Below are 23,422 nucleotides of genomic sequence, written 5' to 3'. Positions count from 1 at the left end.
TCCGCCTCGTCCACGGCCCGGACTCGATACGATCTACCCGACCGGAGTATGCGAAATCCTCAATGAACAAGTCCTGTCGTGCTGACTGCTCGGCCCTGTCATGGGGGGGGGCGCTCACGCTCCGGCATAGCACCGCGCTCACGCATCTCAAGAAGGGGACGGGTCGTGTCAGCACCGTGGATGTCGGACGAGCAGTGGGACAGCATGATGCGGGCCATCACCGAGTCGAGGTACCAGCTGCTGCTGGGCGCCGGTGTCAGCCTGGACTCGGAGGGGCCGCTGGGGCGGCTGCCCGGCGGCTGGGACCTCGCCCAGGAGATGGCCACGGCGTTCTCGCTGCCCGGCAATCCGCGCGGGAACCTGCGCCAGGTCTTCTCGATGTCGAGGTCGCGCGCCACGGCGGACGGCCAGAACGTCCTGGCCTATATGGCGGACCGCTTCGCCAACTGCACCGCACCGTCGTGGTACGCCGACCTCGTCTCTATCCCGTGGCGTTACATCTGGTCGCTGAACATCGACGACTCGGTGGAGAACGCCTACAACAAGCAGTTCACCGAGCACGCGGCCAAGGAACTTGTCTCCGTCTCCTGGACGGACTCCCACCGCGTTCCTTCGGGCCACCAGGTCATCCTCGTCCACCTCCACGGTGTCGCCTGGGCGAAGAAGACGGAAGACCTCGTCTTCGACATCTCGTCTTACCTGTACGCGGCCACCCAGCGCCACCGCTGGCACAACATCTTCGCCGACAGCTACTTGGAGACGCCCACCATCATCCTCGGCGCGAGCCTCAACGACGAGATCGACCTGGAGAACGTCCTAGAGAAGGGGCGTGTGCAGGGCGGCTCCGAGCCCTCAGTCATCGTCATGCCGACGATCGGCGAGTTCGACAAAGAACGCTTCCGTGAGTGGGGCCTCATCCCGGTCGAGGCCACGGCCGAGGAGTTCCTCGCCGAGGTCCGGGCCAGCTGGCCTGACTACTTCCAGCAGGCCGATGTGTCGGCGGATAACCCCAGCCGCATCAACCCCAACGTGCTGAGCTTCCTGAGCCAGTGGCATCCCATCCACACGGGCTCCGAGTACCGCCTCGACGACCGGCACGACTTCTACGCCGGGCACGAACCTCTGTACTCCGACATCCTGCGCGACCTCGACTCACGCCGCGCCCTCACCGATAGCGTCTTCCGTGAGGCGATGTCGGACGAACCGCAGAAGGTCGTCTGCCTGACCGGTTCCGCGTTCACAGGGAAGAGCACGATAGCCCTGCGGGTGGCGAGGAAACTCGCGGAGCAGAACTGGACGCCGTATCTACTCGATCCCGAACTGCGGCCCTCCCTGGAGGCCACCCTGTGGTGGCTCAGGCAGCATCCGCGGACCCTCCTCATCGTGGAGGGCGCCGCCGACTTCGCGAACGACCTCGCCAACATGGCCCGGCGCGCCAAGGAGCGGGGCATTCCCTTCAAGCTGCTGGCTGTGGAACGGCGCTCGCGCGCCCGCGAGATGCGCCGTAGCTTCACGGGCGTGGGGTTCGCCGACGCGGAGGTCTCCGACAAGCTGAAGGACACGGAGATCGAGGCTCTGATCCGGCAGCTCAAGGGGCACGGACGGCTCGGCATCGTGGCCGACGCGGGCCACACCGAACAAGTTAAGTACTTCACGCAGAAGCACGGCAGGAACCTCTTCTCGGCGATGTCGAACCTGGAGGAGGCTGACGGGTTCCGCAGCAGGGTGCGGACGGGCTACTCGCTCCTGAAGAACGAGACCGAGCGAGCGGTGTTCCAGGCCGTGTGCATCACCTCCGCCCTCGGATACGGATTGCCGATCGGCGCTGCGGCGTCCGTCTGCGGACTGCCGGCAAGCGAGCTGAACGCCCTGCTGCACTCCGATTCGGTGCTCGCCGACTTCATCCGCGTGGTCGGGGGACGCCTCCATCCGCGGCACCGGGCATTTGGCTCGTACATGCTGGAGAACTCCTTCAGCAAACAGGAGAACTATGCCGTCACCCTGAAACTCGCCCAGCACTACGGCGTGCAGATCTCCCCGGCGGCCATCGCGTCGCGCACGTTCGCCTACCGCATGGTGCGCCAGCTCCTCGATCACGAGATGCTGACCGTGTGGCTGGGCGTGGAACGCCTGGACGCCTGGTACGAGGCACTGCAGGTGACGTACGCCTGGAACGCCCGGTACTGGGAGCAGCGGGCCCTCGGCGCGAGCAAGCGGGGTCGGCACGCTCCGGCCAGTTCGTGGGCGCGGGAGGCCATCGCCCGGCACCGTGACGCGTACGCGCTGAACACGCTGGCCACCGTGCTGTTCCGCAGGTACCTCGCCGAGGACGGGCCGGAGCAGGGCAGGACGGAGAACCTGCTGGAGGTGGCCGCGTACCTGGAGGAGGCGCGTGTCACGGCCGCCGAGGACTCGGAGTACCCGTACATCACCTTCTTCAAGTACACCCTCAACTGGGCGGAACGGGCCAAGAAGGCGAACGGATCCATCGACAGGCGTATCGTCAGCCGGTGGAACGACTGGATGTACCAGGTCAACATCTCCCCGATCATGCGTTCGCCGGAGGTCAGGGAGCAGTTGCAGTCGTTCCGCAGGAAGTGGCTCCTGCTCGCCTAAGGACCACCGGCTCTGGGTCGGGTCAGCCCGCACTCTCTGTCGAGAGCGCGGGCTCCAAGTCGAGAGCCGCCCGGCATACGGTGGCCTGTACGTCCGTGTACGCGAGCAGGTAGACGACACGGATGCGCGATGTCGTGTGAGAACGGAAGTAGCTCACGGTCGCGGCCAGCAGGGTGTCTACGGTCTTGGCGAGGTCGCTGCTGCCGCCGCCAGTCCCGAGGAGCGGCAGCACCACCGAGCGCAGCGGCTCCCCGGCGGCGGCCAGCCGGTCCACCTCAGCAAGGACATTGCGCACGCACCGCTCCAGGTCGATGACCTGCCGGTACCCCGAGCCGGGTTCTCCCTCCACGGCGGCGACATGCAGGATGCGCCGGACCTGGTGGCTCTCCTGCAGCTCTCCCGGCCCCGTGACCAGCACGGAGCCCGCCGTCACATGGGAGCGGCCCGCCATGCGCTCAGTCAGCTCCAGGGCGATGGTGTCGTGCACCAGATGGCCTGCGGTGTCTCGGCGGCCGCCGTGGTACCGGATCGTCGCGGAGAGGGTGGGTTCATCGACGCGTGACATCTCCATCCGCGTATTCTCGGAGTTGACCCACACGTCCGTCCCCAGCACGTTGGCGACGTTCCCGGTGATCATCCCGATGCGATGGCGCCGGCCGCCTTGCAACGGCAACTCGTACCGGGTGCACTGCAGGACGGGCCGCGGAGCGTCCTCCGCCGGCCGCTGCTGCGACAGCTGTCTGCGCAGCACGGTGTTCTCCCGGGTCGCCTTCTTCAGCTGCGCCGAGACCTCGTCCAGACGCCGGGTTTTGCTGAGCCATGTGAACGACGCCAGCAGGAAGAAGGCGGCGAACCCGGCTGCCCCGCCGATCCCGAAGCCCAGGGCCCGGCCCTCGGTCATCGAGTCCGGGAAGGCAGAGAACAGGAAAAGGGCCGCAGCCAGGGAGTATAAGAGAGTCACCGGCAACTGGAGAGAGTACTGCCGCCCGGCCCGGTCCGGCGCGGAGGACCATATGTGCAGGGCGATGCCAGAGATGCAGAGGACGGCAGTGATGGAGAGCTGCAGCGGACTCATCGGCTCTGGCTCCTATTGGTTGCGTCGCTGAACGGTCGATCGCTCTGCGGGACAGCCCGCCTTGCCGCAGAGCATATGCCTTGCCGTGGAGGACTAAATCGGATCAAAGCGCACAACTTCCTTGAATGTGGCCACGCTTGGTTTATGCCTTGCTCGCGGCGGAGATCTGGCTGCCGTGCGGGTTCGTTGTCGGCGCGGTTACGCGACGCCGCCCGCCGGGGAAGTCTGCCACCCAGACCGTTCCACGATCGGCCGCACACCCTCGCGCGGCCACTCACAGCTCCAGCCTGGCCAGGAGCGGGATGCCGATCAGGATGAGTAACTCCACGCCGATGTCGGCACCGACGGCCGCGGCGATCAGCAGGGTTATCGATTTGAGCGCCGACTTGAGGGCCTTCGGCCGGTCGTCGGCTGCTCGGCCAATGGGTTCCCTTCGTCGGGCGGGTTGTCGGGCATGTGAGGGCGATGGCCTCGTTAGCACTGGCTTGGGAGGCGGGGTTACCGCCGAGAGTTTGATTGCTGGCGATGGGGCGCGGCGGTCTTGCTCGGGTGCGCTTTGGACTGCTGCGCGGCGCTCCGCCGCTGGCATGTCGAGGGGCCTATTGCTGGAGCGGGGTGTTGGTCCAGAAGGAGTGGGCCTTCTTCAAGAGCTCCTCGGCGGAGTCGCCGTACGATGCCGCAGCGCTCAGCGCGGCGAAGGCTTTGTTGTAGAGATGGAGTTCACTCTGTTCCGTGATGTCCACGGAAGAGGAGACGAGTTCGACGTGGGCCCGGTCGCCATCGCCGTAGACGTTGAACGCGTGGACGGGGAACAAGTCCACCTGTGCGGTGGAGGGAAGGATCCCGAGGGTGAGCGAGGCCAGGCCGAGCTCTCGCAGAAGGCGCTGGATCTGTTCTTGCATGACTTCAGGCCCACCGACGTTCGTGTAGAGAGCCTGCTCCCCGAGGACGACGTCGTAGTGGTGCTCGCCGTCATACAGCACTTGCTGCCGCTGCATGCGCTTGGCGACTCCGGCCGGCACGTCGTTGGGGATACCGAGGAAGTCGACGACCTGGCCGAGGATCACGGTGGCGTACGCCTCGGTCTGGAGCGTGCCCCAGATCATCGTGGGCACGTATGCCTTGCCCTCGCGCGTGCTCTGGTACCAGCGCACCACGTCGTCCTGAGTCGATTCCGTACCAGTGGACAGACGATCCGTCCAGGGAACTGAACTGGTCACCGCATCCCTCCTGGGTGGTGCCGCCGGGGCGGCTTCGATGGGCGTTGCCGTTCGGTCGAGCTTGGCTCCGAGTGTCCGATCTTGTAAGGGCGGGAACCGGTCAGGCCATGCGCTTCATCTCGATGGCGAGGGCTCCGAGGGCTTCCTTCTCGGGACCGTAGATGGTGCGGATGTTGGCGAGTTGCTGGTCGCGGGTGGCGGTCGGGTTGACGTTGGAGGGGCCCTCGCCGTCGAGGAGGGCCTCGAAGTCGGGGTACTCGGTGACTCGGAGGACTTCGACATCGCAGGTCTCGTCCGTGCCCTTGATGCGGAAGCGGATGGTGTCGCCGGCGGCGAGGTCCGCGAGGTGCGGGTACTTGACCCGCACCTCGACGGTCTTGGTGCCTGCGGCGACGAGCTCGAAGTACTGGCGGTAGAGGTTGAGCTCGCGGACGCGGTCGGTGCGGTCGGTGCGGTCGGTCATCGGGAGGGAACGCTCCTGGGGGACGGTGCGGTGACCAGGCGGCCGATCTCGGCGGCCGAGTACGAGCGGAAGAAGTGGCGGGGGTCGGAGAGCAGGGTCTCGGCCATGGCGAGCAACTGGTAGGCGTACTCGGTGACGGTGCCGGGCCACTGCCGGGTGTCGAGCATCCAGGGGGCGGCTCCCCCGGGCAAGGGGGCACGGCCTTCTCGTATGAGGGATTTCGACAGCTTGGCGCCGGTGTCGGTGACGACCTGCGGGCAGAACAGGCGGGCCGGCAGCTGGGCGCGCGTGAGGCCCACCGCCTGGAGTGCCTCGTCGACGAGGTGGGAGCCGAAGACCCAGTCGCCGCCCTTGACCATGACGTGCAGGGTGCCCTGGGGGCTGGTCAGGGCGAGTTCCTTGACCAGGTTGCGGTAGAGGGTGGCCAGGTCGAGGTAGCCGCCGGCGGTGGGCGTGATCGTGACCTCGTACGGGCCGTGGTGGAGGCACGTCGCGGAGACTTCCGCCGACTCGGGGCCGACGAGGTGGGCCCGGGTTCGTTCGGCGTGCTTCTCCGTCCAGCCGCAGCCGGGGTGCGGGCAGGGGACGCGGAGGTGCGGGGTGCCGGTGGAGGGGGCGAGCCACCAGCGGGCGGCATCAACGCGGGGGAGCAGGCAGAGCCAGGTGCGGCGGTAGCGCTCGCCGGCCTGCTGCTGGGTGTACGTCTCAATGCGGTGCGGGATGCCCAGGCGCCTGGAGAGGGCCGTGAAGAGGGGCTGGTAGAGGGCGGTGACGAGGTCGTGCAGGGCCTGTTCGCCGAGGGCCTGGGCGTAGGCGCGCTGGTAGCGGTGTCCGCTGGCCGGGTCGGTGGTCAGCTCGTACGGGGCGTTGTCGAGGGCGCTGAAGAGCACCTCGGCGGGGAGGCCGAAACGGTCGCGCAGTCGGGCCGCCATGGCGAAGGCCAGGGACTGCACGAGCGAGGTGCCGATGTGCGGGGCGCCGTTGATCTGGGTGCCGACGATCAGCACGATCCGCTCGGGCGGGGCAGCCAGGATGCGCGGGGTCAGGACGTCCTCGGCGTGGTGCAGGGCGTTGGCGAGAACGGTGTTCGGCGAGACGGGGTGCGTGGTCACGGGGCGTCTCCCTGGGGTCCGGTGGTGCGGGGCGGCAGGGGCACGGCCCCGCTCGTGGCACGGTCGAATGCGGCCCAGACGCACTTTCCGGGGCCCGTCCGCTCCTTCACGCCCCAGCTGTCAGCGGTCGCGGCGACGATCAGCAGACCGCGGCCGTCGACGGCGGACTCCTCGGGAACCTGCTGCGTCGGCCTGTTCTGGCCGCCGTCGTGGACCTCGATCCGCAGCTGCTTGTCGAGGGACTCGACGCGGACGAGGACCAGTCGGCCCACGGGTGCCCCGTGAAGCACGGCGTTGGTGACGAGCTCCGAGGTGCACAGCCGCACGTCGTCGAGGCGGCTCGTCTCGCCCCACTCGGTCAACGTGGTGACGACGAAGTTGCGAGCGGTACGCGGCGTGGTCCGGCGGCGGGGGAACAGCATGGTGCGGTGCCGCCCCGTGCCCGGAAGGAGGACCGGGGTCGTGTCGGTGGCCTGGTTGGTGAGTCTGCTTGCCATGGCCAACAGCAAAGCGAATTAACTCATTTGGGTCGGGAGCCAGCATGGGGGCCAAGGCGGGGGCCACTATGGGGGCCAGAGGTCACGTGCTCCTGGGAGACGGCATGGGCGACACCGGGATCGGCGCCTTGCTCATCCGGCTGCGTACCGCGCGCGGCTGGAGCCAGCAGAGGGTCGCCGACGAGTACAACGCCCTGGAGGGGCGTTCCGCGAAGACCGGCAAGGAGATCGGGCGGTACGAGCGCGAAGCGCGAGTTCCCGTTCCCTACGCCCGGAAGTACCTGGCGCAGGTCTTCGGTGTCGATGTCGCCGTGCTCGACCAGGCTGTTGCCGTCAGCAAGGGGCAGCGGGACGGGGCCGACGCCGCCGAGTTCGAGATCGTGCCGTCGGTGCTGCCGTCCGAAGACACTCTCGTCCGTGGAGACCCGCTCTCTGAGGACGCTGTGCGGTCGGCCGAGTTCGCCCGGTTCATTGCGCAGCGGAACACCGACGAGTTCGTGGTGGAGCAACTGGAGGCAGACGTCGGCCGGCTCGCCCGTACGTATGTCAGTCACCCGCTGATGGAGCAGTACGTCGAGATCAAGCGGTTACGGGATGGGGTGTTCGAGCTGCTGCGTGGGCGGCAGCACCCCCGGCAGACCACTGATCTCTATCTCTCCGCTTCTCGCCTTTGTGGCCTGTCCGCACATGTCTGTCTTGACCTTGGCGCCTACGACTCCGCCGCCACCCACGCCCGTACCGCCCGCGCCTGTGCCGAAGCGGCTGGGCACGAGGGGATGCTGGCTTGGGTACGGGCCGTGGAGTCGTTGATCGCGTACTGGACAGGGCGGTACGAGCAGGCGGCCCGGCTGGCCCAGGTCGGCCGGCGGCACAGGGCCAGCGGCAGCATCGGCGCACGGCTGGCGAGTCTGGAGGCGCGGGCGTTGGCGATAGTCGGCGACACGACAGGCGCGCTCGCCGCCCTGTCGGATGCCGAACGATCTCGCGAGGCGATCTCGGGTCGGGACGAGGTACTGGGAGTCTTCGACTTCCCCGCGGCCAAGCAGTTCGCGTACGCCGGAACGACCCTCCTGGCCGTAGGTGGGCAGGAGCACGTCCACCGGGCCATCGTCAGCGCGGAGACGGCGATCCGCCTCTATCGCAGCGCGGACGGAGACGACCAGTCGGTCGGTGACCTGTTCGCCGCGCATCTCGACCTCGCCCGCGGGCACCTGCTCCTGGGTGACCTGGACGGCACGGAAGAGATGCTCGGCTTCGTTCTCCGATCCTCGCCGGAGCGCATGTCGGCCAGTATCGTGCGTCGGCTCACCGTTCTCGGGCGGGAGTTGGAAGGGCCGCAGTACGGTGGAGCCGCGCAGGCAGTGCACCTGCGCGAACGACTCCAGCACACGGCCGTCCGTGCGTCCCTGCCCGCCGCCCACCCAACGGAGTTGCCGACGTGACCGACCTGTCCGCCGCCCACGACGCCGCCGTCACCGACCGGGCCCGCCTGGCGGGCAGCGCCTACAACGGAGACCGGGACCTGGCCGCCCGGCAGTCGCTCTACCAGTGGCAGACGCCCCGGTATGACCTCCCCGGCCTAGTGGCCGAGCGGTTGGGCGACGTACGCGGACGCGTCGTCGACATCGGCTGCGGCAACGGCAAGTTCATCCAGCGACTCCGGCAGGACCGCCCGGACCTGTCCCTGCTCGGCCTCGACATCGCGCCCGGCATCCTCGCCGGCGTCCCCGGCCCGGTCGCCGTGGCGGACGCCACGCGGCTTCCGCTGGCGGAGGGGAGCGTCGACGCCGCTCTTGCGCTCCACATGCTGTACCACGTGCCTGAGATTCCCCAGGCGGTCAGGGAGTTGGCCCGTGTCGTCGCCCGTGACGGGCTGGTGGTCGTCTCCACCAACAGCGACCGCGACAAGGCTGAACTCGACGACCTCTGGCAGCGGGCCGCCGGCGACGTCCTCGGCGTCGAGCGCGGCCCGGCCCGGATCTCTCTCAGCGCCCGCTTCTCCCTGGAGAAAGCCCCGGCCTTCCTCGGGGAGGAGTTCAGCCGCGTGGAGGTCGTCGAACTGCCGGGGACCATCACGGTCTACGACCCCGAGCCCGTCATCGCTCACATGGCCTCCTATCGCGCCTGGGCGGACCAGCACGACGTGCCCTTCGACGCGACTATCGACCGCGCCCGCACCCTCGTCGCCGACCACATTGCCCGGCACGGGGCGTACGAGATCACCTGCCTTGGCGGCATCCTCGTCTGCCGCCGGTTAGATCACGCCTGTGGCGGCCAGGGCCCGGTGAGTAGGCGTCGTGCCTCCTCGACGATCGAGTCCGCCAGGGGATTCCGGGCGCTGCGTGGGACCGCCGCCCCGTCGTTGTAGGCGTCGGTCTTGTCGACCAGGGGTCTGAGTGACTGCGGGTGGGCCAGTGCGCCCCAGCCTTCGTACGTGATCAGGTCGCCGCCGGCGGCGGGGTCCAGGCTGTCGTTCACGATCAGCTGGAGCCACCAGCGGACGAGTTCCCAGCGGGCTGCTTCCCACGGGAGGTCGGTGGTGTCGGCGGGGAGGTCCTGGAGTAGGCCGAGTTCGTCCAGGACCTGGTCGAACAGGGCGTCGGCCTGCTCGTGCTCGGAGCGGGACAGTCCGGCGAGGAGAGGGAGGGAACCCGTCTCGATGTCGAGGACCAGGGCCGTGAGGCCGGCCTCGATGAGCTGCTCCGGGTAGTGTCGTCGGCCGATCAGACGCTCCACCGCCAACATCCGGAGGCAGGCGACGGCCTCCGGTGCGCTCGTGGCGTACGGAGTGAACGGCGTGGGCAGGGTGACGTCGATGCCCGGTCCGCCCTCGACGAAGTACGACCAGAAGTCGACGGTCGTACGGGAGAGGAGGCCGCTCGACCGGCCGGCGAATTCGTGGTGGATGTAGTCGGCGAGGTCGTTCCCGTACAGGATGATGTCGGTCTGGTAGACGGACAGGACGGGGTGCCCGTGCTCGCCCGCCGTGCCGGGCAGGTAGCGGTGTCCGTAGACCGGAACCAGTTGCGGCACGCTCTCCAGCTCGGCCCTCGCGACGTGCAGTGCCTCGGATCTCTCCGCCGGCCTCGACGGCCAGGCGGGATGCCAGAACACGTTGTGCTCCACGTCGAAGAGCACGCCCTCCACCGGCCACGCCAGTCGCCCGGCCAGGTCCTCGGGGTCGCCGTCGCGCCAGTCGGGCCACCGCGACGAGCCGTGCGGGAGCCCGGCGGAGAGGAAGACGCGGTGGTCGGCCGAGAAAGTGAAACCGAACCGCGCCTCGACCCCGTCGAGCTCCCGCTCGGTGAGCCCCGGTCCGATCTCGGTTCGAAGCATGCCCTGAAGGGCACGGGCGGCGTCCAGGGTCAGTCGTGAGGTCGACGGCGTGTTCACGCCTGCCAGCGTAGTGAGCGGTACGGCCCACCTGCCCGGAGGTGGTGGCACTCCGCTATCTCGTCGCCTATTCGCTGCGCTGAATGACGGACAGGGGAAAGCCGCAGGTCGTTGCGAACCGATGGGCCGACCTTTCGGACCGGCGCCGGGAGGGCGTGGGATTTTCTGGGACCTCTGCTCCTGCTTCGACCAGTCCAGGCCCATCCGCGAACCCGCGTCGGGCTCCATACCGAGGGGCAGGACCCCGCCGCGCCGGGCTGGCGGCGTCTGCTGGAGCTGGTCGAGGAGGCTGCCGCCGACGGCGGTCGGCCTCGGGCACGCGTCCGCCGTCATCACGCTGCGGATCTACGCGCACCTGTGGCCCGGCGAACAAGACCGCACCCGGCCCGTCATGGACGCCGTGCTCGGCGGCCTGCGGACCGGGTGCGGACAGGTAGGCGCCCTGACCCGCGAAGCCGCAGGTCAGAGCGCCTGACCAGAGATCAGGCCTTCTTGGTCTCCCAGAAGATGCGGTCGATCTCGGCGATGAGTTCGAGCGCCTTTTCGCCGGTCTTCGGGTCGGTGGACGCCTTGGCGGCCGAGAGGGCCTTCAGGGTGTCGTTGACCAGCTGGTTGAGCTCGGGGTACTTCTCGAAGTGCGGGGCCTTGAAGTAGTCGCTCCAGAGCACCGAGACGTGGTGCTTGGCGAGCTCCGCGCGCTGCTCCTTGATGACCGTGGCGCGGGCCCGGAAGTGCGGGTCCTCGTTCGCCAGGTACTTCTCCTGGACAGCCTTGACGGACTCGGCCTCGATGCGGGCCTGGGCCGGGTCGTACACGCCGCAGGGGAGGTCGCAGTGGGCGCTGACCTTGACCTTGGGGGCAAACAGGCGGGAGAGCATTGAGCCGTCCTTCCTCGTGATCGTCTTCTCAAGTGGGAGATTACTCGGTGAGAAGGGCGTTTTCGCGAGCGCCCCCTGGGGCTTAGGTCAAAAGTCCGGGGTTCGGCTGGGACTCGTGTACGAGTCGACGAGGGGAGCAGGAGTGGAGCGGGAGGCTACCGCGGCGGCCGGGGCGCCGTTCGGGATCGCCGAGGTGACGGGGGTGTCGATGGTGCCCACGCTGCTGCACGGCGACCGGCTGCTCGTGCGGTACGGGGGGCGGGTGGCGGTCGGCGACGTGGTCGTGCTGCGCCATCCGCTCCAGCAGGATCTGCTCGTCGTGAAGCGGCTGGTCGAGCGACGGGACGCCGGGTGGTGGGTGCTCGGGGACAATCCGGGCGCCGAGGGGGACAGCCGGGTGTTCGGGGCCGTACCGCCCGAGCTGGTGCTCGGGCGGGTGCTGGTCCGGTACCGGCCGGTGACGCCGGGGCGTCAGCGCTCGGCCGGGGTGGTGCTCTCCTGGCTGTTCTCGGCGGTGCGGCCGGTGAGGTCCGTACGGCCCGCCCGCTCGGCCTCCAGGCGCTTGCGGGCGCGGTAGGCGGCGACGTTGGCGCGGGTGGCGCAGCGGTCGGAGCAGTAGCGCCGGGAGCGGTTGGTGGAGGTGTCCAGGTAGGCGTTGCGGCAGGGCGGGGCCTGGCAGAGGCCGAGCCGGTCGGCGCCGAACTCGGTGAGGTGGAAGGCGAGTCCCATCGCGGAGATGGCCGCGTAGCCGGCGGTCGCGTTGGACGAGTGGTCGGCGAGGTGCATGTGCCAGCGGGGCCGGCCCTCGTCGTCGAGGTGGTCGTGGCCGGAGATCTGCGGGCTGACCGGGAACTCCAGGAGGAGCGAGTTCAGGAGGTCGACGGCGCCGGTGTGGTCGTCCTCGTCCGCCGCCGTGAAGATGGCCCGCAGCCGGGTCCGGATCGCGCGGAACCGGGGCAGGTCCGCCTCGGTGACCCGGCGGGCCATCTGCCCGGCGGGGCCGAAGAGTTCCTTGACCGCTTCGACGGTGGTGAGGCTGTCCCTGCCGCGGGCCGGCTCCTCGGTGTTGACGAGGCGCACGGCGTAATCCGAGTAATAGGCCAGTTCCACTTGTAGTCCTTACGGTGGCGGGCTAGGGTCGGCGTCGAGGGGGTAACTGGTGTTCCCCCTCCGAGGGTATTACGTTCTCGGTTTTTCTGTGGCGTCGACGACGGAGGGTACGGGCATGAGCGACACCGACTGGGCGGACTGGCAGCAGAGCTGGGACCGTCAGCAGGAGTGGTACATGCCGGACCGCGAGGAGCGGTTCCGCGTCATGCTCGACATGGTCGAGGCGCTGGTCGGGCCGAAGCCCCGCGTCCTCGACCTCGCCTGCGGTACGGGAAGTATCACGGACAGGCTCCTCAAGAGGTTCCCGGAGGCGGTCTCCACCGGCGTCGACCTCGACCCCGCGCTGCTCGCCATCGCCCGCGGCACCTTCGAGGGCGACGAGCGCGTCACCTTCGTGACGGCGGACCTCAAGGACCCCGAGTGGACCGCGAGCCTGCCCCACACCTCGTACGACGCCGTCCTCACCGCCACGGCCCTCCACTGGCTCCACAGCGAGCCCCTGACCACCCTGTACGGGCAGGTCGCCGGGCTGGTCCGGGACGGCGGGGTCTTCATGAACGCCGACCACATGATCGACACGGCCACCCCGCGGATCAACGCCGCCGAGCGCGCCCAGCGGCACGCCCGGATGGACCGGGAGAAGGCCGACGGGGTCCTCGACTGGGCCGACTGGTGGGCGCTCGCCGCGAAGGACCCGGTCCTCGCCGAGCCCACCGCCCGCCGCTTCGAGATCTACGGCGAGCACGCCGACGGCGACATGCCCCCGGTGGGCTGGCACGCCGACACCCTCCGCGCCGCCGGCTTCGGCGAGGCGCGGCCGGTGTGGTGCTCGCCCTCGGACACCCTGCTGCTGGCCGTGAAGTAGGCCGGGGCAGGGGACAGGGGCGGTACGCGAAGAGGGGCGGTACGGGCTCAGGCCCGTACCGCCCCTCCTTCCGTCTTTCCGTGCGCCTTACAGCACCTTCGACAGGAACGCCTTCGTCCGGTCGTGCTGCGGGTTGGTCAGGACGTCCCTCGGGTGGCCGGACTCGACCACCACGCCGCCGTCCATGAAGACCAGCGAGTCGCCGACCTCACGGGCGAAGCCCATCTCGTGGGTGACGACGATCATCGTCATGCCCGACTCGGCCAGGTCCCGCATGACGTCGAGGACGTCACCGACGAGCTCCGGGTCGAGCGCCGAGGTCGGCTCGTCGAAGAGCATCAGCTTCGGCTCCATCGCCAGCGCGCGGGCGATGGCGACGCGCTGCTGCTGGCCGCCGGAGAGCTGGGACGGGTAGTTCCCCATCTTGTCGCCGAGGCCCACCCGGTCGAGCAGGCGCTCGGCCCGCTCGCGGGCGACGGCCTTGGACTCGCCCTTCACCTGGATCGGTGCCTCCATCACGTTGGCCAGGGCCGTCATGTGGGGGAACAGGTTGAAGCGCTGGAAGACCATGCCGATGTCCCGGCGCTGGGCCGCGACCTCGCTGTCCTTCAGCTCGTACAGCTTGTCGCCCTTCTGGCGGTAGCCCACGAGCTGCCCGTCGACCGACAGCCGGCCGCCGTCGATCCGCTCCAGGTGGTTGATGCAGCGCAGGAAGGTCGACTTGCCGGAGCCGGACGGGCCGACCAGGCAGAACACCTCTCCGCTGCGGACCTCCAGGTCGATGCCGCGGAGGATGTGGGCGGGGCCGTAGGACTTGTGGACGCCCTCCGCCTTGACCATGAGCTGACCGGTCATCGCGTCGCCTCCGGGGAGCGCTTGAAGGTGGCGAGGTTCGTCTTGACCCGCTGCCAGGGGGTGGGCGGCAGGCTGCGGAGCGAACCCCGGGCGAAGCGGCGCTCCAGGTAGTACTGGCCGACGCTGAACACGCTGGTCAGCGCCAGGTACCAGATGGAGGCCACGAAGAGCATCTCCATCACGGCGCTGGACGTGCTGCCGATGTTCGACGAGGCGCGGAGCAGCTCGGTGTACTGCACGGCCGAGACCAGCGACGAGGTCTTCAGCATGTTGATGAACTCGTTGCCCGTCGGCGGCACGATCACCCGCATCGCCTGCGGCAGCACGATCCGGCGCATGGTCTTCGTCTGGGACATGCCGAGCGCGTGCGCCGCCTCGGTCTGGCCCTCGTCGACCGACTGGATGCCGGCGCGGACGATCTCCGCCATGTACGCGCCCTCGTTCAGGCCGAGGCCGAGGAGGGCCACCATGAACGGCGTCATGACGTCCACGGTCTCGTTCTTGTAGATCGGCCCGAGGTTCACGTACTCGAAGATCAGGGCCAGGTTGAACCAGACGAGCAGCTGGACGTAGACCGGCGTGCCGCGGAAGAACCAGATGTAGAGCCATGCCACCGCGCCGGTGACCGGGTTCTTCGACAGGCGCATGACGGCGAAGACGATGCCGAGCACCAGACCGAGCGCCATCGAGGCGACGCTGATGATGATCGTGTTCCACAGGCCGTCGATGATCGACGGGTCGAAGAGCTTGTCCCCGACGGTGCTCCAGTAGACCTTGCCCTGGGAGAAGGCGTAGACGAGCCATCCGAGGAGGGCCACGACCACCACGGCGCTGATCCAGCGCCCGTAGTGACGTACGGGGACGGCTTTGATGGCCTCGTACGGCGTGGCCGGGGAGCCGGACCCGGACGGCGTGGGGGCCGGGTCCTTGCTGAGCTTGTCAGTCATGACGACTGCCCTTCAGTGGTGCGAGGGGGGAAGAGGGCAGGTCACTTGCCGGCGTTGATGGTGGCCGACTTGACCGCGCTGTCCTCGACGTCCCACTTCTTCAGGGCCTCGGCGTAGGTGCCGTCCTTGATGATCGCGTCGAGCGCTTCCTTGACGGCGTCGCGCAGCTGGGTGTTGTCCTTGGAGACGGCGATGCCCATGAGGCCGACGTCGGTCTGGTTGCCGACGACCTCGAAGTCGTTGCCGCCGCCGGAGGTCTTCGCGATGTACGCGGCGACCGGGTAGTCGTTCAGGTCGGCGACCGCGCCGCCGGCCTTCACGCGGGTCTGGGCCTCGGCGTCGGTGTCGAACGCCTGGATCGTCAGCTTGTCGGAGCCGCACTTCGTGGCCTGGGCCTTGAAGGTGTCCTCGTAGATCGTGCCGCGCTGGACGGCGACGGTCTTGCCGCAGAGGTCGTCGAGGGAGTTGACGCCCTGCGGGTTGCCCTTCTTGACCAGCAGGGAGACGCCGGAGGAGAAGTAGTCGACGAAGTCGACGCCCTTGCCGATCTTCTTCCCGTTGTCGTCCAGGCCCTCCTGGCGCTTCTTGTTGTCCGTCATGGACGACATGACGACGTCCTGGCGGCCGGACTCCAGCGAGGTGATCAGGCCGTCGAAGGTGCCCGAGGTGAACTTGAACTCCACGCCGAGCTGCTTGCCGAGGGCGGCCGCGATGTCCGGGTCGACACCGACGATCTTGCCGTCCTGGGTGAACTCCATCGGCGCGTACGAGGCGTCCGTGCCGACCTTGATGACGCCGGCCTTCTGGATGTCGGCGGGCAGCTTGGAGAAGAGCGGGGCGGAGTTGGCGGCGGTGCCGCCCTCCTTCGTGGAACCGCTGTCGGTCTGGTCGCCGCAGGCGGTCAGCAGCATCGAGCCGGCGACCGCGATGGCGGCGACCGCGGCAAGACGGGAGGTGCGGGTCTTGGCGGCGGTCGTACAGCGCGTGGAGCGTGCGGTCATGGTCGGGATCCTCCGGCGTGTGAGGGAGTTGCCATAGGCGTTGACAAGGGGCCGCGTACGCGTCTTCGAGTGCCGCGACCTCGTGTGATTACGGCATCTTGCCATTCGGACCGCCTCAAACCGACGGCCACGGATGTCAAAATCGGGTAACGGGTCGCGGTCGAATCCCGACAGGCCGGTACATCAAGGCCGGATCTTCTTTCGTGACCTTCCCCGTCCGCCGAAAAATCTGCTGTTGATCTCGCCATTCGGACGACACGAAGGGCATCAAACGGGTGGTCGGGGCATCTGTCCGGACATCGAGTGACGAGTCGTTCTCCGTCCGCGTCCGGAAGCAGTCGGTATGAGTCGCGTCACCGAGCGGATACGGACTCGTCTGCGGTGCCGTCTGTCCGGTAAGAAGGATCCTTACACCCCTCATCCGGGGCTCAGGGCGCGTTGTGCGGCGCGCCCGCGCGGCTGCCCGACACGGCGGCCGCGGGACCCGCCCACCGCTCCACACCAGGAGCGGAAACCCTCGACAACAGACATAAGGGGTCTCACCCACATGGCAGCGGAGATCGTCAATCCTCGCAGCGAGAGCGGTACGGAAGGAGCTCCCGAGGAGCCCTTCGACCCGGCTTTCGCCCTCCACCGCGGCGGCAAGATGGCCATCCAGGCCACCGTCCCCGTCCGTAACAAGGACGACCTGTCCCTCGCGTACACCCCTGGCGTCGCCAAGGTGTGCACCGCCATCGCCGAGCAGCCCGACCTGGTCCACGACTACACGTGGAAGTCCCAGGTCGTCGCCGTCGTCACCGACGGCACCGCCGTGCTCGGCCTCGGCGACATCGGCCCGGAGGCTTCCCTCCCGGTCATGGAGGGCAAGGCGATCCTCTTCAAGCAGTTCGGCGGCGTGGACGCCGTCCCGATCGCCCTCGCGACCACCGACACCGACGAGATCGTCGACACCGTCGTCCGGCTCGCCCCGTCCTTCGGCGGCGTGAACCTGGAGGACATCTCGGCGCCGCGGTGCTTCGAGATCGAGCGCAAGCTCCAGGAGCGCCTCGACATCCCGGTCTTCCACGACGACCAGCACGGCACCGCCATCGTCACCCTCGCCGCCCTGCGGAACGCGGCGAAGCTGACCGGCCGGACCCTCGGCGACCTGCGCGCCGTGATCTCCGGCGCGGGCGCGGCGGGCGTGGCCATCGCCAAGTTCCTGCTGGAGGCCGGCATCGGCGACGTCTGCGTCGCCGACCGCAAGGGCGTCGTCAGCAGCGACCGCGAGGACCTCACGGACGTCAAGCGCGAGATCGCCGGGCTCACCAACAAGGCGGGCCTGTCCGGCTCCCTGGAGACCGCCCTCGCCGGCGCCGACGTCTTCATCGGCGTCTCCGGCGGTACGGTCCCCGAGGCGGCCGTCGCCTCCATGGCCAAGGACGCCTTCGTCTTCGCCATGGCCAACCCGAACCCCGAGGTCCACCCCGACGTCGCGCACAAGTACGCGGCGGTCGTGGCCACCGGCCGTTCGGACTACCCCAACCAGATCAACAACGTCCTCGCGTTCCCCGGCATCTTCGCCGGCGCGCTCCAGGTCCGGGCCTCCCGGATCACCGAGGGCATGAAGATCGCCGCCGCCGACGCCATCGCCGGTGTCGTCGGTGACGCGCTCGCCGCCGACTGCGTCATCCCGTCGCCGTTCGACGACCGGGTCGCCCCGGCCGTCGCGGCCGCGGTCGCCGCCGCCGCGCGCGCCGAGGGTGTCGCCCGCCGCTGACCCCCGTCCGCGGAAGGCTCCCGAGAGGGCCTCGTCCCGGTCCGCCGCATCGGACCGGGACGGGGCCCTCTCGCATGCGTACGGCCCCGGGGGCGAGGGGACGCGCGTCACACCGGCGTGTGGTTCCGCGCGGTCGCCGTCGCCGCCTAGGGTCGGGGCCATGTTCGCTGCCTACGCCGCCCGAATCGACCGTGACCAGCCCCTGAACGGCCTTGAGTTGGGTGAACGCCCCGAGCCCGGGGCGCGCCCCGGCTGGACGACCGTCACCGTCAAGGCCGCCTCGCTCAACCACCACGACCTGTGGTCGCTGCGCGGGGTCGGACTGCCCGAGGAGAAGCTGCCGATGATCCTCGGCTGCGACGCCGCCGGGATCGACGAGGACGGCAACGAGGTCGTCCTGCACTCCGTCATCGGCCAGACCGGCCACGGCGTCGGACCGGACGAGCCCCGCTCGATCCTCACCGAGCGCTACCAGGGCACCTTCGCCGAGCGCGTCACCGTCCCCGCCTGGAACGTGCTGCCCAAGCCGAAGGAGCTCTCCTTCGCCGAGGCCGCCTGCCTCCCCACCGCCTGGCTGACCGCCTACCGGATGCTCTTCACCAACGCCGGGGTCCGCCCCGGCGACTCGGTCCTCGTCCAGGGCGCGGGCGGCGGCGTCGCCACCGCCGCGATCGTCCTCGGCAAGGCCGCCGGCCTGCGGGTCTTCGCCACCAGCCGGGACGAGGCCAAGCGGAAGCGGGCCGTCGAGCTCGGCGCCGTCGAGGCGTACGAGCCCGGGGCGCGGCTGCCGCAGCGGGTGGACGCCGTCATCGAGACCGTCGGCGCCGCCACCTGGTCGCACTCCGTCAAGTCGCTGCGCCCCGGTGGCACCCTCGTCATCTCCGGCGCCACCAGCGGCGACCGTCCCTCGCACGCCGAACTGACCCGGATCTTCTTCCTGGAGCTGAAGGTGGTCGGCTCCACCATGGGCTCCAAGGACGAGCTGGAGGACCTCCTCTCCTTCTGCGCGGCCACCGGGGTCCGCCCGGTGATCGACGAGGTGCTGCCGCTGGACCGGGCCCGTGAGGGCTTCGAGAAGATGGCCGCCGGCGACCTCTTCGGAAAGATCGTGCTGACGACCTCTTGATACGGGTCGGTCGACCTGATGGGATCTCCGGCACGTGAAACGTGAACAACGCTCACTTCCTCGTGCCGGAGGTCCGTCGTGTCCCGCTTGTCGCGCACCACCCTCGTGGCGACCGCCGTCGCCGCCTCCCTCCTCGCCACCCTCGCCCCCGCCGCAACGGCCACCACCAAGGCCGCCGCCACGGCCGCCGCCCCCGTCGCGCGCACGGAGCCCGCGCCCCGCACCGGAACCGCCGGGGACAAGATCCCCGCCCTCACCGACTCCCGCGGACGCGTCCTCACGCTGCGCGGCTGGAACGTGGAGGACAAGGCCAACCGCGGTGACGCGGCCCTCTCCGCCGTGACGGAGAAGCACTTCCGCGACATGCGCGCCAAGGGCTTCAACTTCGCCCGCCTCCTGGTCTTCTGGGACGACCTGGAGCCGCGCCCCGGCCACTACAGCCAGGAGTACCTGCGGAAGATCGAGCGGGTCCTGGACTGGGCCCACCAGCACGACGTCAAGGTGCTGCTCGACGCCCACCAGGACGTCTTCGGCCCCGCCTTCGGCCACCGCGGCATCCCCGCCTGGGCCACCCGGACCGACGGGCTGCCCTTCACCCCCCACCCCGACGACTGGTTCTCCGAGTACTTCGAGCCCGCCGTCCAGCGCGCCTTCACCCACCTCTACGAGGACGAGGACCTCCGCCGCGCCCAGACCCGCATGTGGCGCGTGCTCGCCGAGCGCTTCGACGACCACCCGGCCGTCCTCGGCTACGACCCCATCAACGAGCCGATGGGCGAACTCCGCGAGGGGGAGGACCTCCCCACCGCCGCCCGCCGCATCGAACGCGAGCAGCTCACTCCCATGTACAACCGGATCGCCGACGCGATCCGCACGGCCGACCGGGACGCCTGGATCTTCGTCGAGCCGACCCCGATCGTCGGCGAGGGAGTGCCCACCGGCCTCGGCCGGATCGACGACCCGAAGATCGTCTACGCCCCGCACTTCTACAACACCGGCATGGAGGCCGGGGCCGACTACGAGCCCTCCGCCGGCTGGATCGAGAACTACGAGCAGGCCGTCACCCTCTACCCCCGGCAGTACAAGGTCCCCGTGGTGGTGGGGGAGTGGGGCCCCCTCAACAACTCCCTCCCGAACATGAACCGCTTCTACCGCGACGCCATGGCCTCCCTCGGCCGCTACAGCTCCGGCTGGGCCGGCTACGTCTGGTGCTACGGAGGCGGCTACTGCGCCGTCGACGGCACCGGCGCCTTCCGTACCAACAAGGAGCTGACCGCCGAGCCGTACGCGGAGGCCGTCGCCGGACGGGTGCGCTCCGCCGCGTACCAGCCGGCGACCGGCGTCTACCGCCTGGAGTACGACGCCGCCGGCCGCCGCGGCTCCCGCGTCACCGAACTGGCGCTGCCGCCCGGCGACTGGAAGGTGACGGCCCGCGGCGCCGCCCTCGTCCTCCGCGACCGGGACCGGAGCCGGGTCCGCGTCCTCGCCGCCCCGGACGCCCGGGTCACCGTCACCGCGACCCTGACCGGCGCCGGCCGCCCCTGACCCCTGCCCCTCTGCCCCCCGACTTCCTCGACGGGCGTCGGGCGGGGCCGGTCAGACGCCGGAGCGGCGGTGGAGTATCCCGGTGATCCGGCTCGCCGCCTCGGCCAGGTGGTGGCGGGCCTCCGCGAGCTGGGGGTCCGTCACCCCGTGGTCCCGCGCCGCGTCCCGGATCTCGTCCCGGAACCGGTCGAGCAGCCGGTCCAGGTCTCGGGCCGGATCGCCCGACCCCTCCGTGTCCCGCGCCCACGCGGGCTCCTCGCCCGCCGTCACGGGCGCCTCCGCCCGGGGGGCGGCCGGCGGCGCGTCCGCGGCCCCGGCCCGGGCCTTGGGGTGGCCCGAGACCAGGTCGCCCAGCTGGGCGGTGATCCCCGACAGGCCCTCCCAGACGGTCTGCGGCCACTCGCCCTTGGCGAAGCGGTTCTGGACCTCGTCCTGCACCTGCTGGGCGATCCGCTGGAACTCCTTCGCCTGGAGCTTCGCCGAGCGGGCCTCCTCCTTCGCCTGCCGGGCCTGCTCCTTCCACTCCCGCTTGGCCTCGGCGAAGGCCCCTCCCTCCGTCGTCCGGGTCCGGCTCGCCGCCGCGCGCATCTCGCTGCGCACCCGGCCCGCCGCGCCCCGTACGTCCTCCCGGATCTCGGCGGCCAGCTCCGAGACGGAGTCCCGGATCTCCCGCTCCAGGGCGTCGAGTTCGGCGTCCCGGCCGGCCAGCTCGGCGCGGCCCGCGTCGGTGATCGAGTAGACCTTCCGGCCGCCCTCGCTGGTGTGGGTGACGAGCCCCTCGGCCTCCAGCTTGGCCAGCCGCGGGTAGACCGTGCCCGCCGAGGGGGCGTACAGGCCCTGGAAACGCTCCTCCAGGAGCCTGATGACCTCGTAGCCGTGCCGGGGGGCCTCGTCGAGCAGCTTCAGCAGGTAGAGGCGGAGTCGGCCGTGCGCGAAGACGGGGGACATGTCAGAGCACCTTTCCGGACGCGGGGGAGGTGGAGTCGGAGGGGCCGGCGGGGGAGCCGGGGGCGGTGGAGGGGCCGGAGGGGCCGTCGGCGGCGCCGACGGGATCGGCGGGGCCGGCGGGGCCCTTGGGCGGTGCCTCCGGGTCCTCGGCGGGCTCCGGGCGGCGGAGGAGGGCGATGGAGCCGGAGACCGTGGTCGCCTTGAGCGTGCCGCTGCCCGCGCCGAGCGTGCCGGTGATGGACTTGGTGCCCCACTCGCCGCCCACCCGCAGGTCCTCGAAGGCGTTCGTCACCGCGCCGCTCGTGGTGCTCGCCTCGACCCGGGCGTCCGCCGGGTGCGGCAGCCGGATCGCGACCTCGCCGGAGACGCTGGTGAGCCGGATGTCGGCCGGCGGGGCTCCGGCCGGAGCCGGGTCCAGGTCCAGGACCATGTCGCCGCTGACCGTCTCCGCCCGTACCGCCGAGCCGGAGCCCTCGATCACCGTCACGTCACCGGTCACCGAGACGACCCGCAGCGCGCCCGTCACCGACTGGGCCTCCAGGGCGCCCGAGACGTTCTCGGCGCGGACCGGGCCGGAGAGCCCTACCAACGTCGTGGACCCGGTCACCCCGCGGACCTCGGTGCGGCCGCGCAGACCGGAGATCACCGTGTCCGCCGTGACCGCCCCCACCTCGACCTCGGCACCGGCCGGGACGGCGACCGAGACCACCGCCCGCCGCTTGTGGGCCTTGCTGTCGATCCACTTGAGGATGCCCTTCCAGTGCAGGTCCTCATAGGTCACGGTCAGGGTGGAGCCCTCCTGCGTGACGATCAGGGGCGGGCCCTCGATCTCCGAGACCTCCACCCGTGCCGTGCTCTCGTCGGTGCCCACCACGTTCACCGCGCCGCCCACGACGCGCACGCGCAGCCGTGTCACGGGGTCGGCGGGCGCGAGTTTCACCGGCTCGGTGACGGACCACTCGGTCATGGTGCGGACCTCCCGTTTCCTCAGAACATTCCTGCGCCTGGCGACGCAACATATCGCGACTTCGAGATTCACGATATATCGCGGTGTGACGGAGTCAACCCTGATTCATCCCTGACAGGGTCGGAGCAATCACCGCCGTACACGGACAAACTGGCCTAGCGTAGGGCCCATGAACGCGACATCCGGACCCGGCCCCGCCGGGGCGCTGCTGCTGTGCCGAGCCGACCCCCCGGCGGTCCGGCCGCCCGCCCAGCTCCTGCGGGAGCCGCTGCTCCTCGCCCCCGCCGGAGCCGACTGGAGCGTCCTCGTACCGGAGGGAAAGCCGTGGCAGGACGGCGAGGAGCCGGTCGAGCGGGTCGTCACCGGCTGGGCCACCGCCCTCGCCGTCTCCGCCGCCACCTGGCCCGTCCTCGCCCTCTGGTGGGACCGGGACCGCGCCGGCGTCACCCTCGCCGCCGGCTTCCGCCGCACCGTCGGCTACACCTGGCTCGCGGACGGCACCCCCGCGGGCGAGGACGAGGCCATGCGGACGCTCGCCGACCGCCTCGCCCTCGACCCCGTCCTCGACGTCCAGGCACTGGAGCCGCTCACCCTCCCCGACCCCGAGGCCGACTCCCGTACCCGCCTCCTCGGCCTCGTCGCCGTCCTCGCCCGCACCGGGCTCGCCCTGCCCGCCGGCATCGACCCCGGCGAGGCCCCCGACCGGCTCCGCGAGGCGGCCCTCACCGCCGGCGCCGAGCAGCTCGCATGGCCCGGCTGGCGCGATGCCGTCCGCGCCGAGCTCGACGCCGTCGAGGAAGGCCCCCTCGGCCCGTACCTCCGCGGCCCCAGGGCGCGCCTCCTCAGCGGCGCCCAGCTCGCCGCGGGCGTCCCGCTGCTCCTCTGGGCGCTCGGGCGGCGCAGCGGCGGCTGGGCGACGGCAGGCGCCCTCCTGGTCGCCCACGGCGCGGGCGGACTCGCCTACGACCGCCTCCGCGAGCACTGACCCGCAGAGCAACGCCAAGAGGCCCCCTCCCGCGCGGGAGGGGGCCTCTTGGCGTTGCTC

At 70.1% G+C, this 23,422-nt stretch carries 22 protein-coding genes and 1 pseudogene; 10 read left to right on the top strand and 13 right to left on the bottom strand.

Annotated features, from left to right (window positions below; genetic code table 11):
- Positions 1-165 precede the first annotated feature (165 nt).
- Positions 166-2,616, top strand: a complete 2,451-nt coding sequence (locus ACFXMG_RS36490; RefSeq protein WP_383825623.1) for an SIR2 family protein — start codon at positions 166-168, stop codon at positions 2,614-2,616.
- Positions 2,617-2,638: 22 nt separating this feature from the next.
- On the opposite strand, the gene ACFXMG_RS36485 is transcribed toward ACFXMG_RS36490, so the two are convergent.
- The 5 genes from ACFXMG_RS36485 to ACFXMG_RS36465 form a co-directional block, all read right to left on the bottom strand.
- Positions 2,639-3,691 carry a hypothetical protein gene (locus ACFXMG_RS36485; RefSeq protein ID WP_383825620.1) on the bottom strand — a complete coding sequence of 351 codons (1,053 nt, stop codon included), beginning with the start codon at positions 3,689-3,691 and terminating at the stop codon, positions 2,639-2,641.
- A gap of 599 nt (positions 3,692-4,290) precedes the next feature.
- A complete protein-coding gene (locus ACFXMG_RS36480; protein ID WP_383825618.1) occupies positions 4,291-4,911 on the bottom strand; it encodes a DUF5753 domain-containing protein in 621 nt (206 codons plus the stop codon).
- A 100-nt stretch (positions 4,912-5,011) separates the two neighbouring features.
- On the bottom strand, positions 5,012-5,374 hold the full coding sequence (locus ACFXMG_RS36475; RefSeq protein WP_383825615.1) for an ASCH domain-containing protein: 363 nt from the start codon (positions 5,372-5,374) through the stop codon (positions 5,012-5,014).
- Positions 5,371-6,486 carry a hypothetical protein gene (locus tag ACFXMG_RS36470; protein WP_383825613.1) on the bottom strand — a complete coding sequence of 372 codons (1,116 nt, stop codon included), beginning with the start codon at positions 6,484-6,486 and terminating at the stop codon, positions 5,371-5,373. The genes ACFXMG_RS36475 and ACFXMG_RS36470 overlap by 4 nt, the downstream gene beginning before the upstream one ends.
- Positions 6,483-6,983, bottom strand: a complete 501-nt coding sequence (locus ACFXMG_RS36465; protein WP_383825610.1) for an ATP-binding protein — start codon at positions 6,981-6,983, stop codon at positions 6,483-6,485. Before ACFXMG_RS36465 ends, ACFXMG_RS36470 begins: the two co-directional genes overlap by 4 nt.
- Before the next feature lie 104 nt (positions 6,984-7,087).
- On the opposite strand from ACFXMG_RS36465, the gene ACFXMG_RS36460 reads away from it, so the two are divergent.
- Positions 7,088-8,425, top strand: a complete 1,338-nt coding sequence (locus tag ACFXMG_RS36460) for a helix-turn-helix domain-containing protein (protein ID WP_383825607.1) — start codon at positions 7,088-7,090, stop codon at positions 8,423-8,425.
- A complete protein-coding gene (locus tag ACFXMG_RS36455) occupies positions 8,422-9,351 on the top strand; it encodes a class I SAM-dependent methyltransferase (protein ID WP_383825604.1) in 930 nt (309 codons plus the stop codon). The genes ACFXMG_RS36460 and ACFXMG_RS36455 overlap by 4 nt, the downstream gene beginning before the upstream one ends.
- Here the strand turns inward: ACFXMG_RS36455 and ACFXMG_RS36450 are convergent.
- The gene (locus ACFXMG_RS36450; RefSeq protein WP_383825601.1) at positions 9,243-10,376 is read right to left on the bottom strand and encodes a hypothetical protein; all 1,134 of its coding nucleotides are present in this window, start codon (positions 10,374-10,376) and stop codon (positions 9,243-9,245) included. The two genes, ACFXMG_RS36455 and ACFXMG_RS36450, sit on opposite strands and share 109 nt — an antisense overlap.
- 310 nt (positions 10,377-10,686) lie before the next feature.
- Between ACFXMG_RS36450 and ACFXMG_RS36445 the strand changes: the two are divergent.
- Positions 10,687-10,851 (top strand): annotated as a pseudogene (locus ACFXMG_RS36445) (site-specific integrase); the annotation flags it as partial.
- Positions 10,852-10,858: 7 nt separating this feature from the next.
- On the opposite strand, the gene sodN reads toward ACFXMG_RS36445, so the two are convergent.
- On the bottom strand, positions 10,859-11,254 hold the full coding sequence (sodN, locus tag ACFXMG_RS36440) for a superoxide dismutase, Ni (protein WP_041131199.1): 396 nt from the start codon (positions 11,252-11,254) through the stop codon (positions 10,859-10,861).
- 142 nt (positions 11,255-11,396) lie between these two features.
- On the opposite strand from sodN, the gene sodX reads away from it, so the two are divergent.
- Positions 11,397-11,831, top strand: a complete 435-nt coding sequence (sodX, locus tag ACFXMG_RS36435) for a nickel-type superoxide dismutase maturation protease (protein ID WP_383825597.1) — start codon at positions 11,397-11,399, stop codon at positions 11,829-11,831.
- On the opposite strand, the gene ACFXMG_RS36430 is transcribed toward sodX, so the two are convergent.
- Positions 11,726-12,364, bottom strand: a complete 639-nt coding sequence (locus ACFXMG_RS36430) for a CGNR zinc finger domain-containing protein (RefSeq protein WP_383825595.1) — start codon at positions 12,362-12,364, stop codon at positions 11,726-11,728. The two genes, sodX and ACFXMG_RS36430, sit on opposite strands and share 106 nt — an antisense overlap.
- Before the next feature lie 115 nt (positions 12,365-12,479).
- Here ACFXMG_RS36430 and ACFXMG_RS36425 point away from each other — a divergent pair, with 115 nt between their 5' ends.
- Positions 12,480-13,229 (top strand): class I SAM-dependent methyltransferase, encoded by a 750-nt coding sequence (locus tag ACFXMG_RS36425; protein WP_383825592.1) that lies wholly within the window; start codon positions 12,480-12,482, stop codon positions 13,227-13,229.
- Positions 13,230-13,316: 87 nt separating this feature from the next.
- On the opposite strand, the gene ACFXMG_RS36420 is transcribed toward ACFXMG_RS36425, so the two are convergent.
- Genes ACFXMG_RS36420 through ACFXMG_RS36410 form a run of 3 tightly spaced genes read right to left on the bottom strand, consistent with a single transcriptional unit; the run spans position 13,317 to position 16,032 of the window.
- On the bottom strand, positions 13,317-14,084 hold the full coding sequence (locus ACFXMG_RS36420) for an amino acid ABC transporter ATP-binding protein (protein WP_383825589.1): 768 nt from the start codon (positions 14,082-14,084) through the stop codon (positions 13,317-13,319).
- Entirely contained in the window at positions 14,081-15,031 is a 951-nt protein-coding gene (locus ACFXMG_RS36415; RefSeq protein ID WP_383825587.1) for an amino acid ABC transporter permease, read from the bottom strand. Before ACFXMG_RS36415 ends, ACFXMG_RS36420 begins: the two co-directional genes overlap by 4 nt.
- 41 nt (positions 15,032-15,072) lie before the next feature.
- Positions 15,073-16,032 (bottom strand): ABC transporter substrate-binding protein, encoded by a 960-nt coding sequence (locus tag ACFXMG_RS36410; RefSeq protein ID WP_383825584.1) that lies wholly within the window; start codon positions 16,030-16,032, stop codon positions 15,073-15,075.
- A 547-nt stretch (positions 16,033-16,579) separates the two neighbouring features.
- On the opposite strand from ACFXMG_RS36410, the gene ACFXMG_RS36405 reads away from it, so the two are divergent.
- The 3 genes from ACFXMG_RS36405 (at position 16,580) to ACFXMG_RS36395 (ending at position 20,462) form a co-directional block, all read left to right on the top strand.
- Complete coding sequence (locus ACFXMG_RS36405; RefSeq protein WP_383825581.1) at positions 16,580-17,791, top strand: NADP-dependent malic enzyme; 1,212 nt, start codon at positions 16,580-16,582, stop codon at positions 17,789-17,791.
- Between the two features lie 160 nt (positions 17,792-17,951).
- Positions 17,952-18,917 carry a zinc-binding dehydrogenase gene (locus tag ACFXMG_RS36400; RefSeq protein WP_383825578.1) on the top strand — a complete coding sequence of 322 codons (966 nt, stop codon included), beginning with the start codon at positions 17,952-17,954 and terminating at the stop codon, positions 18,915-18,917.
- An 87-nt stretch (positions 18,918-19,004) separates the two neighbouring features.
- The gene (locus ACFXMG_RS36395) at positions 19,005-20,462 is read left to right on the top strand and encodes a cellulase family glycosylhydrolase (RefSeq protein WP_383825689.1); all 1,458 of its coding nucleotides are present in this window, start codon (positions 19,005-19,007) and stop codon (positions 20,460-20,462) included.
- A gap of 51 nt (positions 20,463-20,513) precedes the next feature.
- Here the strand turns inward: ACFXMG_RS36395 and ACFXMG_RS36390 are convergent, their stop codons facing one another.
- Both ACFXMG_RS36390 and ACFXMG_RS36385 read right to left on the bottom strand, forming a co-directional pair.
- Positions 20,514-21,410 (bottom strand): helix-turn-helix transcriptional regulator, encoded by an 897-nt coding sequence (locus tag ACFXMG_RS36390; protein ID WP_383825575.1) that lies wholly within the window; start codon positions 21,408-21,410, stop codon positions 20,514-20,516.
- A gap of 1 nt (position 21,411) precedes the next feature.
- A complete protein-coding gene (locus ACFXMG_RS36385; RefSeq protein WP_383825572.1) occupies positions 21,412-22,377 on the bottom strand; it encodes a DUF4097 domain-containing protein in 966 nt (321 codons plus the stop codon).
- Positions 22,378-22,546: 169 nt separating this feature from the next.
- Here ACFXMG_RS36385 and ACFXMG_RS36380 point away from each other — a divergent pair, with 169 nt between their 5' ends.
- Positions 22,547-23,362, top strand: coding sequence for a hypothetical protein (locus ACFXMG_RS36380; protein ID WP_383825570.1), 816 nt, complete (start codon positions 22,547-22,549; stop codon positions 23,360-23,362).
- Positions 23,363-23,422 lie beyond the last annotated feature (60 nt).

The organism is Streptomyces sp. NPDC059201 (genome assembly GCF_042754585.1).
Classification (GTDB): Bacteria; Actinomycetota; Actinomycetes; order Streptomycetales; family Streptomycetaceae; genus Streptomyces.
This window is presented reverse-complemented; position numbering and strand designations above follow the sequence as displayed.